This window comes from Eggerthella sp. 1_3_56FAA, assembly GCF_000185625.1.
Lineage (GTDB): Bacteria > Actinomycetota > Coriobacteriia > Coriobacteriales > Eggerthellaceae > Eggerthella > Eggerthella lenta.
This window is the reverse complement of sequence record NZ_GL622580.1, coordinates 853,405-866,774: the sequence shown is the minus strand read 5'-3', so window position 1 is coordinate 866,774 and position 13,370 is coordinate 853,405. Positions and strand designations below refer to the sequence as shown.

Annotated in this window: 9 protein-coding genes; 6 read left to right on the top strand and 3 right to left on the bottom strand. The window is 67.3% G+C overall.

What is annotated here, in order from left to right; all coding sequences use genetic code 11:
• Together HMPREF1023_RS08995 and HMPREF1023_RS08990 are read right to left on the bottom strand one after the other, a co-directional pair.
• A partial coding sequence (locus HMPREF1023_RS08995; RefSeq protein WP_009305936.1) for a DHA2 family efflux MFS transporter permease subunit occupies window positions 1–1,408 on the bottom strand: 1,408 nt, incomplete at its 3' end.
• A gap of 172 nt (window positions 1,409–1,580) precedes the next feature.
• Entirely contained in the window at window positions 1,581–5,165 is a 3,585-nt protein-coding gene (locus tag HMPREF1023_RS08990) for an ABC transporter ATP-binding protein (protein WP_009305935.1), read from the bottom strand.
• A gap of 261 nt (window positions 5,166–5,426) precedes the next feature.
• Here HMPREF1023_RS08990 and HMPREF1023_RS08985 point away from each other — a divergent pair, with 261 nt between their 5' ends.
• From HMPREF1023_RS08985 to HMPREF1023_RS08960, 6 genes are all read left to right on the top strand, one after another.
• Entirely contained in the window at window positions 5,427–6,041 is a 615-nt protein-coding gene (locus tag HMPREF1023_RS08985; protein WP_009305934.1) for a TetR/AcrR family transcriptional regulator, read from the top strand.
• A gap of 137 nt (window positions 6,042–6,178) precedes the next feature.
• Window positions 6,179–6,829, top strand: coding sequence for an MptD family putative ECF transporter S component (locus HMPREF1023_RS08980; protein WP_009305933.1), 651 nt, complete (start codon window positions 6,179–6,181; stop codon window positions 6,827–6,829).
• The gene (locus HMPREF1023_RS08975) at window positions 6,826–7,587 is read left to right on the top strand and encodes an energy-coupling factor transporter transmembrane component T (protein ID WP_009608071.1); all 762 of its coding nucleotides are present in this window, start codon (window positions 6,826–6,828) and stop codon (window positions 7,585–7,587) included. Before HMPREF1023_RS08980 ends, HMPREF1023_RS08975 begins: the two co-directional genes overlap by 4 nt.
• A 5-nt stretch (window positions 7,588–7,592) precedes the next feature.
• Window positions 7,593–9,083 (top strand): ABC transporter ATP-binding protein, encoded by a 1,491-nt coding sequence (locus HMPREF1023_RS08970; RefSeq protein WP_009305931.1) that lies wholly within the window; start codon window positions 7,593–7,595, stop codon window positions 9,081–9,083.
• 52 nt (window positions 9,084–9,135) lie between these two features.
• Window positions 9,136–10,944 (top strand): ABC transporter ATP-binding protein, encoded by a 1,809-nt coding sequence (locus tag HMPREF1023_RS08965; protein ID WP_009607952.1) that lies wholly within the window; start codon window positions 9,136–9,138, stop codon window positions 10,942–10,944.
• Window positions 10,941–12,674, top strand: coding sequence for an ABC transporter ATP-binding protein (locus tag HMPREF1023_RS08960; protein ID WP_035578761.1), 1,734 nt, complete (start codon window positions 10,941–10,943; stop codon window positions 12,672–12,674). The genes HMPREF1023_RS08965 and HMPREF1023_RS08960 overlap by 4 nt, the downstream gene beginning before the upstream one ends.
• A 54-nt stretch (window positions 12,675–12,728) precedes the next feature.
• On the opposite strand, the gene HMPREF1023_RS08955 is transcribed toward HMPREF1023_RS08960, so the two are convergent.
• Window positions 12,729–13,370 (bottom strand): ATP-binding cassette domain-containing protein (locus HMPREF1023_RS08955; RefSeq protein WP_009305929.1); only part of this gene is annotated, 642 nt, incomplete at its 5' end.

Sequence of the window (13,370 nt, the reverse complement as noted above, 5' to 3'; positions counted from 1 at the left end):
GCGCCCCGACGCCGCCGACCGGCGCGAGGCGCTCGGCCAGGGCGCGCGCGAGGCCGCTCGTGAACAGCGCGCCCACGACGGAGGTTCCCAGCACCGACCCCACCTTGCGGAAGAAGCCCGTCGCCGCCGTGGCCATGCCCACGGCGGAGGCCGGGAACTCGTTCTGCACCACCAGCACGAGGATCTCGAAGTTCAGGCCCACGCCGAAGCCCATGACGGCCAGCAGGCCGCCGACGACGACCGCCGACGGGTCCTGGTCCACGGCAATGAACCCGACCATGCCCGCCACGAGCACGGCGAAGCTGACCACCATGAGCTTCTTGTACGTGCCCAGCTTGTTCACGAGGTAGCCCGACAGCAGCGAGGCGGCGAACCAGGCCGCGTTCATAGGCGCCACCAGGTAGCCGGCGGCGGTGGCGTTCAGGTCGTCGACGATCTGGAAGTACGTGGGCAGGTACGTGAGCACGCCGATCATGACGAACATCGTGATGGAGCTTGCGACGATGGAGATGTCGAAGTTCCTGTTCTTGAACAGCGACAACGCCATGAGCGGTTCCCGTGCGCGGCGCTCCGCCAGCACGAACAGCGCGCTCGCAACCGCGGTGGCAACCAGCAGGCCGATGATGGTCGGCGAGGTCCACGCGTGCTCGTTGCCGCCCCACAAGGTTGCCAGCGTGAGCGCGGTCACGGCGGCCACGAGCGTCACGGCGCCGCCGACGTCGAACGGCGCCCTCTCCGCGGTGCGGCGCGGTTTCGGCAGGAAGACGGCGGCGATGACGATGGCGGCCAGCGCGAGCGGCACGTCGAACCAGAACGCCCAGCGCCAGCCCACCGCGTCGGCGAAGAATCCGCCCAGCAACGGGCCGGCCAGCATGGGCACGGCGTAGGCCACGCCCATGATGCTGAGGTAGAGCGCGCGGCGGCGCGGCGGCACCACGTCGGCCACGATGGCCTGCGAGAGCACCATGAGCCCGCCGCCGCCCAAGCCCTGCACGGCGCGGCCGATCACGAGCCCTTCCATCGACGGGGCCAGCGCGCACGCGGCCGAGCCCGCCACGAACAGGGCCAGCGCGCCGATGAACAGCCCTTTGCGGCCGATGAGGTCGCCCATCTTGCCGTACAACGGCATGGTGACGGTGGCGGCCAGCACGTAGGACGTGGTCACCCACAGCATGCGGTTCACGCCGCCCAGCTCGCCCACGATGGTGGGCAGGACGGTGGCCACGATGGTCTGGTTCAGGGTCCCCACGGTCATCGCCACCAGAAGCCCCGCGAACACGGCGGCGACCGAGCGCCGCGACAGCGGCGGATCGGAAGCCGGGAGAGCCGTCGGACAGCCGCCGCCCGCGGCGGGTTGCCGGCCGCCGCCGGAGACGCTCCCCTCCTCCGCCTGCCCGTCGTTCGCCATCGCCTGCTCCGTCCTCGCTCGCCTGCGCCCTCGTCCACGGCGCCGGAGCGCCCATCCAGTCGGGCAAGCTTTGCAGAGGGGAGGAACGCGCGTCAAGGGCTGTTGCCCGCTCGTTACCGCAGGTGAGCGGTTCCGTTCAGCGCGACTCCCGCGGGGCGGGAAGCGGGCGGCATCACGCCAGCTCGTGATCGGCCGCCCACATGCGGGCGTACTTGCCGCCCGCGGCCACCAGCTCGTCGTGCGTGCCCTGCTCGAGCACGCGGCCGTCGCCGACGACCGCGATCGAATCGGCCCCGCGCACGATGGCCAGCGTGTGCGCCACCATCACCACGGTCTTGCGCTTCGCCAGCAGGTTGGCGATGGCCTCCTTCACGGCCAGCTCGTTCTCGATGTCGAGCGAGGCCGTCGCCTCGTCCAGCAGCACGATGGGCGCGTCGCGCAGGATGGCGCGCGCGATGGACAGGCGCTGGCGCTCGCCGCCCGACAGCCGGCCGCCGTTCTCCCCGATGCGCGAGGCGTAGCCTTCGGGCAGGGCGCGCACGAACCCGTCGGCGTTCGCGAGACGGCACGCCTCCCGCACCTCGTCGTCGGTGGCGCCGGGCCGGGCGTAGCGGATGTTGTCCATCACCGAATCGTCGAACAGGAACACGTTCTGATCGACGACGGACACGCCCGCCAGCACGCTTTCCGGCGCGTAGGCCGCGGTGTCCGCGCCGCCGATGCGCACCGTGCCGCGCGCGGGCCGGTAGTACTGGGCGATGAGGTTGAGCGCCGTGGACTTCCCGCACCCCGAGTCGCCCACGAGCGCGGTCAGCTTGCCGTCTTCGCACGTCAGGCGCAGCCCCTCGAACACCGGCTCGCCCTTGCAGTAGGCGAACCCGACGTCGGCCAACTCGATGCGCGATCCCGTCGCCGGCAGCGCGTCGAAGCTGCCCGCCTCCTCCGGCTCGTCCACCACCGCCTGGATGCGGCGCTTCGCGATCATGAGGTTCTTGTAGGCCGTCAGGTTCACGAAGATGCTGTTCCACACCTTGTTCATGAACAGCGGCAGCATGATGATCAGCAGGTACGGAACCGCGCCCAGCGCCCCGTCGAGGTACGCCGCGCCGCACATGAGGAACAGCAGCGGCTGGCACAGCCCCACGATGATGGACATGACCGCGCCGAGGGGGATGAGGGCCGCCTCGTACCAGAAGCTGACGTCCGAGTACTCCCGCATGCTGTCCACGATGGCCTCGTTCTTCACGCCGCCGATGCCGTAGGCGCGCAGCGTCTGCATGCCGGTCACGTGCTCGACGGTGCGGCTCGTGTTCGCGGCGCAGATGTCGCTTTTGCGGGTGCCGTAGCGTCGCACCTGGTGCCACGACAGCGCCATCGCGGGCACGATGAGCGCGAACGAGAGCGCCACGACCGCGCCGGCCGGCAGGTAGAGCCAGCAGACGAAGCCAGTGAGCATCACGGCCAGCGTGATGTCTTTGACGACGGATCCGGTGCGGTGGGTGAGGATCTGCTCGTAATCGTTCACGTTCGCGGTGAGCGCGTTGAGGTAGTCGCCGCTCGACCGCTCGGTGAACCGCGCGAGGGGGATGCGCTTGATCTTGTCGCCCAGGTACTGGCGCAGGTTGCGGCTGACCTGCGCCCCGCCGATCTGCCCGCGCACGTAGCCGTAGCCGTAGATGAGGAGCCGCAGCACGAACACGAGCGCAAGGGCGCCGGTGAATCCCAGCAGGGTGCCGAAGTCGGCCGCGCCGCTGAACACCTGCTGCATCACCAGGAAGATGAGGCCGAAGTTGCAGCCCGACAGCAGTCCCTCGATGACGGTGCACGCCACCGAGACGGAGAAGTCGCGGTTCTTCGCGAACACCGAGGTCGAGGCGGAGGCGGAGGCCGGGGCCGGGGCCGGATCCAGGGTCGGGCTCGAGGGCGCTTGCGCGGGCGCCGACGATGCGCCCTGCGGCTGCGCGGCGGCACGGTGGACGGAATCGCTTGCGGCGCGCTGCCGCGGCTCCGCTTCCGCCGCCGCGGCGCCGAACCCGAACGTGATGCGGCGCGTCCGCTCGTAGTCCGCCCATGCCTTGCGGTAGTACGGGCACGCGGCAAGCACCTCGTCGTGCGTCCCCACGGCCGAGATGCCGCCGTCCTCCACCACGGCCACGCGGTCGCAGGTGCGCACCACGCCCAGGCGATGCGCCACGATGACCACCGTGCGGCCCGCGCAGAGGTTGGCGATGGCCTCGTCGATCTGCACCTGGTTCTCGGGGTCGGCCGCGCTGGTGGCCTCGTCGAGGATGAGCACGGGCGCGTCCTTGAGGATGGCGCGGGCGATGGCGATGCGCTGGCGCTGCCCGCCCGACAGGCGCTCGCCCAGCGTGCCGATCTCGGTGTCGTAGTCGCGGGGGAGCCCCATGATGAAGTCGTCGATGCGCGCCTGCCGCGCCGCTTCGCGCACCTCGTCCAGCGTGGCGCGCTTGCCCATCCGGATGTTCTCGAGGATGCTGCCGCTCGTGAGGAACGTCTTCTGGAACACCACGGCCACGTGCGCCAGCAGGTCGTCGTAATCGAGGTCGCGCACGTCCACGCCACCGATACGCACCGTGCCCTCGGTCGCATCGTAGAAGCGGGACACGAGCTCGACGATGGTGGTCTTCCCCGCGCCGCTGGGCCCCACCACGGCCAGGCGCTCGCCCTGCTGCACGGCGAGGTTCACGCCGTGCAGCACCTCGCGCGTGCCGTCGTAGCTGAAGCGCACGTTCTCGAGCCGCACGTCGCTCTTGGCGGGAAACGGCGCGCCGCCGGCGAAGGCGGGCAGGTCCAGCAGCTCTTGCGCCTTGATCGCCCCGCTTTTCACCTGGGCGTACTTGCTGCCGATTTCCTGAAGCAGGCGAATTTCGGTCAGGTAGAGCGACCCGACGAACGCGAACAGCAGAAACGTGCTGCCCGAGATGGCTCCCGTGGAGAACAGGAAGCCGCCGAGCGGCACCATCACGAGCATGCCGCACTCGATGATGATGACGAACGCCGCGAAGCCCGGACCCGTTTTCCGCGCGATGTCGCACCACACGGCGTGCTCCTCGTCCACGGCGGACTGGAAGCGGCGAAACGACTTCGAGCCCATGTTCAGCGCCTTGATGACGCGCATGCCGCGCACGTACTCCACCATCACCGCATTCATCCGCGACAACGCCGCGCTCGCGCGCGGCATCACGCCGGCCATGCGCTTGAAGATGACGCCCATCACGACGAACGCCGCCGCGAACGGCACGAGCGTCGCCAGCGCCAGCGGCACGTTCACCGAGCACAGGAAGATGAACGCCGCGACGGGGCCGGTCAGGTACATGATCGCCTCGGTGATGTTGTGGGCCAGGAACAGCTCGAGCTTCTCGATGTCGTCCGACAGGACGGTTTTGATGGAGCCGGTCGACCGCTCGTCGAGCTGCCCGAGCGGCGCGTGCGCCAGATGGTCCACGACGCGGCACCGCACGCGGAACAGCGTGTTGTACGCGCCCTTGTGCGACAGCGCGCCCGCGCATCCGAAGCACGCGTACTGGATGCACACGCCCACCGCTACGACGAGCGCGTTCGACGTGATGACCTCCCACGTGCAGGTCCCTTCGTAGGCCGCCTTCATGATCTCGTACACGCCGTAGTACGGCACCATGGCCATAAGCCCCGAAACGAACGCGAACACGACGGCCGCGATCAAGTACTTCCGGTCGGGTCCCGCCCACTTCAATATCAATCTGATCGGACTGTTCATGCAGACTCCTTGCACCTGTGACATATCGTTCGGCTGCAAGGATAGAACACGCGAAAAGGAAGTTTGCCCACTGCAACTTCGCGCGTCCGATGCAACTCAACCGCCGTCCGATCGTCGTACCGAAGCGTTCCGTCACCGGCAACGGAGACGCCGCGATTCGAGGACGATCGCCCATCTTTTCCTTGACAGAGTTAACCGTGTATGACATTATTCGTAACGTCGTTATCGATAACATTGTTATTGATGAGAAGGGATCAGGATGTGAAGCAGGTTGAGGAAACGCGCGGTCTCGTGCTGCAAAGCGCGCAGCGAGAGTTTCTGGACAAGGGATACGAGAAGGCGAGCCTGCGCAGCATCGCGCAGAACGCCGGCGTGACCACCGGCGCGCTGTACGTGCGCTTCCCGAACAAAAGCGCGCTGTTCGCCGCGCTGGTCGAGCCCGTATCCGCGCACCTGCTCGGGCTCTTCCGCACGGGCAACGACCAGGGGTTCGAGCAGCTGGACGAAGGGCGCCCCGAAGACATGTGGAGCACCTCCGAAGACGTGATCACCCGCATCGTCGACTACATCTTCGAGCACAAGGAGCCGTTCGACCTGCTGATAAACCACGCGGCGGGAAGCGGCTACGAGCATTTCCTCGACGATCTCGTAGAGGAAGAAGTCAGCCAATCGCTCGCCTACCTGGACGCCATGCGCGAGCGCGGCCTTGCCTGCGCGAGCCCGTCCCACGACGACCTCCATGCGCTCGTGAGCGCGGAATACTACGCATTCTTCGAAATCGTTCGCCACGACACCTCGAAAGAGGACGCCGTTGCGCGCATCAAACTCATCGTCGACTTCTTCCGCCCCGGCTGGGAGAACCTCTTCGGCGGGTGATGCCGTCTTTCCATGACCACTAGTTAGCTCAAACTAACAAAAGCAGTCCGCTCGAACACCCGCGCACGACGGGCCTTCCTTCGTGCGCCCGATTTCCACCAGCCCGGCCCGACGGGCCCACCCGAAAGGAGAGCAGCATGAGCACCGAGAAAACCATCGACACCACCCGAGGCGCACGCGGGCGCGCCTCCAAGAAGAGCATCGCAACCCGCGACGTCATGACCGTCGCGGCCATGATGGTGCTGACGTTCCTCGTATGCATGGTCACGGGACCCCTGACCATGCCGTTCCCGTTCGTGTATCTGTACCTGTGCGCCGGCATCCAGATGTTCCTCTGCGCGACGTTCTACCTCGTCGTGGCGAATCGCCTGAACAAGCATGGCGTCTTCCTCGTGTGGGGCATCGTGTACGGCACGGTGCTCGCGCTTTCAGGCTACGTGTTCCTGCTTCCCTACTTCGCCGGCGTCGCGGCGATCTGCGAGCTGGCCATGATCGGCAAGGATGCGTACCGCAGCCCCGTGCGCAACACCGTCGGCTGGACCATCTGGGCGGTCGGCATGGTCATCGGCAATGCCGTGCCCGTCTGGGCTGCGTGGGACGCCTACGTGGCGAAAGCGACGACCGACGGCTTCACCGCCCCGGTTCTGACCATGCAGCTCGACCTGCTGTCGAACCCGCTGCACCTGCTGGGCGCCTGCGCCATCACCGCCGTGCTGGCCGTGCTTGGATGCCTGTTCGGCAACCGCCTGCTCAGGAAGCACTTCAAGAAGGCGGGTATCGTGAAATGAGCGGCGCCGTGCACCCTGCCGCGCCAGCCGAGGCCGCTCTGAGCGCGCCGACCCGTCGGGACGGGGCAACCCGGCAGCACGCCCGCATCCGCGAGGTCAACGTCCTCTCGTTGCTCGCGATCATCGTGTGCACGTGCGCCGTGACCTTCCTGTCCACCAGCACGATGCTGCACGTCGCGTTCACCTGCGCCCTTTTCGTGCTCATGGCCGCGATGGGCTTCGCAAGGGCCGGCGCCGGGTTTCTGCTCGCGTTCGCGGTGACGCACGCATGGCTCGCCCTCAACGTGCGTTTCGACATCGGGTTCCCCTCGCCCATGGCGTTCACCTTCGTCCTGGAGATGCTACCCCTCCTCATGCCGGTGTACCTGCTCGTGCAAGCTCCCTCGGGAAAGCTGATGGCAAGCTTGCGCCAGCTGCCCATCCCCTCCCCCGTGCTGCTCGCCGTCATCGTCATCCTGCGCTTCATGCCCACCATGCTGTCCGAGCTGGCCGACGTGCGCGACGCCATGCGCACCCGCGGCTTCCTCCGCTCGCCGGCGCACGTCTTGGCGCATCCGCTCGCAACGCTCGAGTTCGGCGTGGTGCCCATGGTGTTCCGCTCGCTCACCATCGCCGACGAGCTGGCTTCATCCTGCATCGTGCGCGGCATCGAGAGCCCCTGCGCGAAGCAGAGCTACTATGCGCACGGCATGCGGATCGGCGACGGAGCGCTCATGGCGGGGTTCGCGATCGCCTCGATCTTGATCGTGGTGGGGTGAGCGACATGATGCCGAACCACGACCCGCAGGCGCCGGCCATCGAACTCGCGCACCTGACCTTCGCCTACGAAGGCTCCGCTCCCCAGCTCGAGGACGTGAACCTGACCGTCCAACCCGGCGAGGTGGTGGTGCTCACCGGGCCCTCGGGCGGAGGCAAGAGCACGCTGACCCGCGTGGTCAACGGCCTGGTGCCGTCCTTCTACGAAGGCGAGCTGACCGGGACGGTGCGCCTGTTCGGGCGCGAGGTCGACGACATCCCTTCGTGGGAACGCGGGCTCGCGGCGGGCAACGTGTTCCAAGACCCCCGCAGCCAGTTCTTCGCGAACGAGGTGGCGGGCGAGATCGCGTTCGGGTGCGAGAACTACGGGCTCGATCACGAGCTGATCGTCGAGCGCGTGCACGGGGCGGCAAGCGAGCTGGACATCGCCCCCTTGCTCGAGGAGAAGGTGCGCCTGCTGTCGTACGGCATGCGCCAGCGCGTGGCCATCGCCTCCGCGAAGGCCATCGACCCGCCCCTCTACGTCATGGACGAGCCCTCCGCCAACCTCGACCACGAGGCCACCGAGCAGCTCGGCAACCTGATACGCGCGCTCAAGCAGCAGGGAAAGACCGTGCTCCTGGCCGAGCATCGCCTGTACTATCTGCGCGGCATCGCCGACCGCATCGTCTACCTCGCCAACGGCCGCATCGCCGACTCGTTCACGCCTGCGGAACTCGTCGCCCTCGACCCCGCGCGCATCGAGGCCCTCGGGCTGCGCAGCGCGAACCTCGAGGGCCTGACCGCACCTGCCAGGAAACGGACCTGCGCGGCCCCGCACGTGCCGCCGCTGCTCGAAGTCGAGGGGCTGCGCAAGTCCTTCGGCGAGCGGATCGTGGCCGACGGTGTGAGCTTCGCCTGCCGCCCCGGCGAGATCGTCGCCGTGGTGGGCCCCAATGCCACCGGGAAGAGCACGCTGGGAAAGCTGCTCGCCGGCCTCGTGAAAGAGGACGGCGGCACCGTGCGCGTGGAGGGGAAGAAGCTCGCGTCCGGACGGCGCCGAGGACGCATATGGTACATCATGCAGGATCTGGACAGCCAGCTGTTCGGCGAAAGCGTGCGCGACGAGCTGCTGTGCGGGCAGAAGGCAACGCCCGAGCGGACGGCCCGCGCCGACGAGGTGCTCGATGCGCTGGGCCTGGGCGCGCTTGCCGACCGCCACCCGGCAACGCTTTCGGGAGGGCAGAAGCAGCGGCTCGCCCTGGGCGTCGCGCTCATGCACGACGCCTCCGTCATCGTGCTCGACGAGCCCACGAGCGGTTTGGACGGAAAGAGCATGCGCTCCGTCGGCAGGCAGATCGAGAAGCTCGCGCACGAGGGCCGCGTCATCCTCATGATCACGCACGACGTGGAGTGCGCGGTTGCCACGTGCGACCGCGTCCTGCACCTGCGCGACGGGCGGGTCGCGCAGGACGTCCCCCTCCGCGACGCCGAAGAGCTGCTCGCCGCCATGCGGTGACCGCGCCATCCGATTCCAACGCCCCTACCCCATCGAGAAAGGGGGTGCGACCATGCACCCGGAAGAGAACGCCCGCACCCAGAAACGCCCCGAAGCCGAGCAACCCGCCAAGCGGCGCTCCGGCATGGCCTACCTGCTCCACCTGGCAGGACGCTACCGCCTTCATCTGGCGCTGTCTGCGCTGTTCAGCGTGATGAGCGCCCTGTGCTCCTTCGTGCCGTTCGTCATGGTGTACCAGGTGCTGCTGTTCCTCATCGAGGGGAACGCCGACGCGGGCGCGGCGCTCCAGTACGGCATCATCGCCGCCGTGGCCATCGTGGGCAAGTTCGCGTTCGCCATCGCCTCGGGCGCGTGCTCGCACATCGGGGCCTTCAACACCCTGTACCAGGTGCGTGCGCAGATCAGCCGGCACATCGCGAAGGTCAACCTCGGGTTCTTCGATCAAACGACCTCGGGCGCTCTCAAAAAGGTGATCATCGAGGACGTCGAGCGCATCGAGAAGTTTCTCGCCCACCAGATCCCCGACATCGTCGCCGCCGCCTGCACGCCCGCCATCATGTTCTGCTACCTGCTCACCTTGAACGTGCCCATGGCTCTGGGCATGCTGGTCCCCGTGGTGCTGGGCGTTGCCGTGCAGCTGTTCGCCATGGCGGCCACCGGCAAGCAGATGCCCACGTACCACCGGCTGCTCGCCAAGCTCAATGCGGCCATCATGCAGTTCATCAACGGCATGCCCGTGATGAAGGCCTACCGTCTGGACGCGAAAGGCTACCGCGAGTACGCCGACGCCGTCACCGAGTACAACGAGTTCTGGAAGCAGTGCACCAAGAGCCAGGGCTACTCCTACGGCGTGTTCGTGGCCATCGTGGAAAGCGGCATCCTGTTCGTGCTGCCTTTGGGCGGCGTGCTGTACCTGCAGGGCTCCCTTTCGGCCGCCGACTACCTGTTCTTCATGATCATGAGCATGGTGTTCCTGTCCAACCTCCTGAACCTGCTCACGTTCGCCATGACGTTCAACCAGATCATGAGCGGCATGGAGCGCATACAGGACATCATGGACCTGCCCGAGGCTTCCGAAGGCACGCTCGCGCTCGATCCGGCGAAACCGCACGCGGTGGCGTTCGATCACGTCACGTTCGGCTACGGCGCCGCCGAGACCAACGCGCTCACCGACGTCAGCCTCGATCTGCCCGCCGGCAGCCTGACCGCGTTCGTGGGCCCCTCGGGCGCCGGCAAGACGACCGCAGCCCAGCTCATCCCCAAGTTCTGGGAAACGCGCCAAGGCGCGGTGCGCATCGACGGGCATGCCCTGTCCGAACTGCGCACCGACAACCTCATGGATCTGGTGTCCTTCGTGTTCCAAGAAGCCTTCATGCTCGACGACACCCTGTACGAGAACATCAGGCTCGGCCGACCGAACGCCACGCGCGAGCAGGTGGAGGCCGCCGCGCGGGCCGCGCAGATCCACGACACGATCGAGGGCCTGCCGAACGGCTACGACACGTTGCTGGGAGAGAACGGCGTCAAGCTGTCCGGCGGCGAGCGGCAGCGCGTGTGCATCGCTCGCGCCATCTTGAAGGATGCGCCCATCATCGTGTTCGACGAAGCCACCAGCTTCACCGACATCGAGAACGAGCACCGGATCCAGCTTGCGCTCTCGCACCTGCTGACGAACAAGACCTGCATCATGATCGCCCACCGCCTGCACACCATCGTGCATGCGGACCAGATATGCGTGTTCGACCACGGCCGCCTGCGAGAACGAGGAACGCACGATTCCCTGATCAAGCAAGACGGCGCCTACGCCCGCATGTGGGACGCCTACACGCACCGCACGGAGAAGAAGGAGTCGCTGGCATGATAACGCTCATCAAAACCGTCCGAACCGTAGCGGGCGACAAAGCCAAGACCCTCGTGCTGCCCATCGCGCTTTCCTGCGCGGACTCGCTTTTGCACATGGGCATGTTCGCCGTCATGATCGCAGCCATCATCAACCTCGTCGCCGGCGCGTTCAACGCCGAGCTGCTTGCGTTCTACAGCGGCGCGCTCGTCGTGCTGTTCGTCGTGCGCGCCGCGCTGTACGCGACGAACTACGCCCAAACGCAGTTCCGGGGCGCGGACATCACCGCCGACCTGAGACTCTCGATCGGCAACCACCTGCGCAGGCTGAACCTGGGGTACTTCGACAAGAACAGCATCGGCCAGCTCGCATCGGTTCTCACCACCGACGTGAGCGACTTCGAGCAGACCATCACCACCTCGCTGGCGAGCTTCTTCAAGGTCGTCTGCTTCAGCGTGCTCGCATGCGCGTTCGCCTTCGCCATCAACTGGCTCTACGGGCTGATCATCCTCGCGATCGTCGTCGCCTCCCTGCCGCTTGCGCGCCTGGGCGGGCGCGCGGCAAGCAAGGGCGGCGTCCGCTATCGCGAAAGCGTCCACGCGGTCATATCCCGCATCATCGAGTACATCAACGGCATCAAGACGTTCAAGCTCTACAATCTCACCGGCCGGCGCTTCGAGCGGCTCGACCGCAGCTTCGCCGATTTGAAGCGCGAATCCATTCGCATGGAGCTGTCCATCATGCCGTTCTCGGTGCTGTTCTCCGTGGCCACCTCGCTCATCGTTCCGCTCGGGCTCGTGGCGGGCACGCTCATGTTCATGGACGGCCAGCTCGACGCGCCCCGCCTCATCGCGGCGGTCATGATCGCCGTATCCATCTCCAGCATGATGACCACGCTCGGCGTGATCTACCCCGAGCTGAACTACCTGGCCAAAGCGGCGGAGGGCATCGAGCGAATACAGGCCGAACGCCCCCTTGCGTACCGCGACGGCAACCCCCGTTTCACGAGCTTCGACGTGCGGTTCGACGATGTGCGGTTCGGATACGCCGACGGCAAGGAGGTGCTGCACGGGGTGACGTTCACGGCGCAGCCCGGGACGCGCACCGCGCTCGTCGGGCCTTCGGGCAGCGGGAAGACCACCGTCATCAGCTTGATCTCGCGGTTCTGGGATGCGAGCAGCGGCAGCGTGCGCGTAGGCGGGCACGAGGTGCGCGATATCGCGCCCGACGCGCTGGCCGAGCAGGTGGCCGTCGTGTTCCAAGACGTGTACCTGCTCGCCGATACCGTGGCGAACAACATCCGCGTGGGCAAGCCGGATGCGACGCAGGAGGAAGTGGAAGCGGCCGCCCGCGCCGCGCACTGCCACGACTTCATCGAGGCGCTGCCGCAGGGCTACGACACCCTGGTGGGCGAAGGCGGTTCCACGCTTTCCGGCGGCGAGAAGCAGCGCATCTCCATCGCGCGAGCGCTCATCAAGAACGCTCCCATCGTGCTGTTGGACGAGTCGACCTCGAGCCTGGACGCCGACAACGAGCACGAGATCAACCGGGCGCTCGACGTGCTCATGGCGGACAAGACCGTCATCGTCATCGCCCACCGCCTGGACACCGTGGAGCGCGCCGATCAGATACTGGTGCTGGACGACGGTCGCGTACGCGAGCGGGGCACCCACGACGAGCTGCTCGCGCAGGGCGGCTGGTACGCCCACGCCATCGCCGAACAGGAAAAAGCCCGCAGCTGGACGGCATAAGAAGCACAGGAAAGCGGGGGGGCAAAGCGCCGCGCTCCCTCGGCAACCCTCGTATCACCCCTTCGCCAACAGCTCTCTCACCGCTTGCAGGTCGCCCTCCACGACGGCTTCGGCGGCTATGCGGCCGGCTTCCACGCGAACGGCCTTGTCGCAGGCTTGGCCGATGAACTCCAGGTCATGGGTGACCACGAGCACGGCGCGGCCCTCGTCGGCCAACCGGCGCACGAGCGCCGCCACCGTGCGCATGCTGCCCAGGTCGAGCCCGCTCGTGGGCTCGTCGAACACGAGGAGGCGCTTGCCGGTGGCGATGCAGGCCGCCACGGCGAGGCGCTGCTTCTGGCCGCCCGACAGCGTGGCGGGGTGGCGCTCGGCGTACGCCGCCAGCCCCAGGCCGTCGAGCACCTCGTCCACGCGCGCGGCGTCGGGCGCCTCAGCGTCCGTCAGCCCGAAGCTCACTTCGGTGCGCACGCTGTCGGCGAACAGCTGGTAGTTCACGTCCTGGAACACCATCGAGCAGGCGCGCAGGCGTTGCTTGGGCCCTGCGGGTTCACCGTCGATCGTCGTCGTGCCCGCGCTTTCCCGATGCAGCCCCACGATGGTGCGGCACAGGGTGGACTTCCCCGCGCCGTTGGCGCCCACGAGCGCCGCCACTTCGCCCTCGCGCAGGTCGAGGTCGACGCCGTGCAGCACCTCGCG

Bases quoted from the DNA above. Each gene is read 5' to 3' on its own strand.
- HMPREF1023_RS08990 (WP_009305935.1), bottom strand. From the start codon at position 5,165: ATGAACAGTCCGATCAGATTGATATTGAAGTGGGCGGGACCCGACCGG.
- HMPREF1023_RS08980 (WP_009305933.1), top strand. From the start codon at position 6,179: ATGAGCACCGAGAAAACCATCGACACCACCCGAGGCGCACGCGGGCGC.
- HMPREF1023_RS08975 (WP_009608071.1), top strand. From the start codon at position 6,826: ATGAGCGGCGCCGTGCACCCTGCCGCGCCAGCCGAGGCCGCTCTGAGC.
- HMPREF1023_RS08970 (WP_009305931.1), top strand. From the start codon at position 7,593: ATGATGCCGAACCACGACCCGCAGGCGCCGGCCATCGAACTCGCGCAC.
- HMPREF1023_RS08965 (WP_009607952.1), top strand. From the start codon at position 9,136: ATGCACCCGGAAGAGAACGCCCGCACCCAGAAACGCCCCGAAGCCGAG.
- HMPREF1023_RS08960 (WP_035578761.1), top strand. From the start codon at position 10,941: ATGATAACGCTCATCAAAACCGTCCGAACCGTAGCGGGCGACAAAGCC.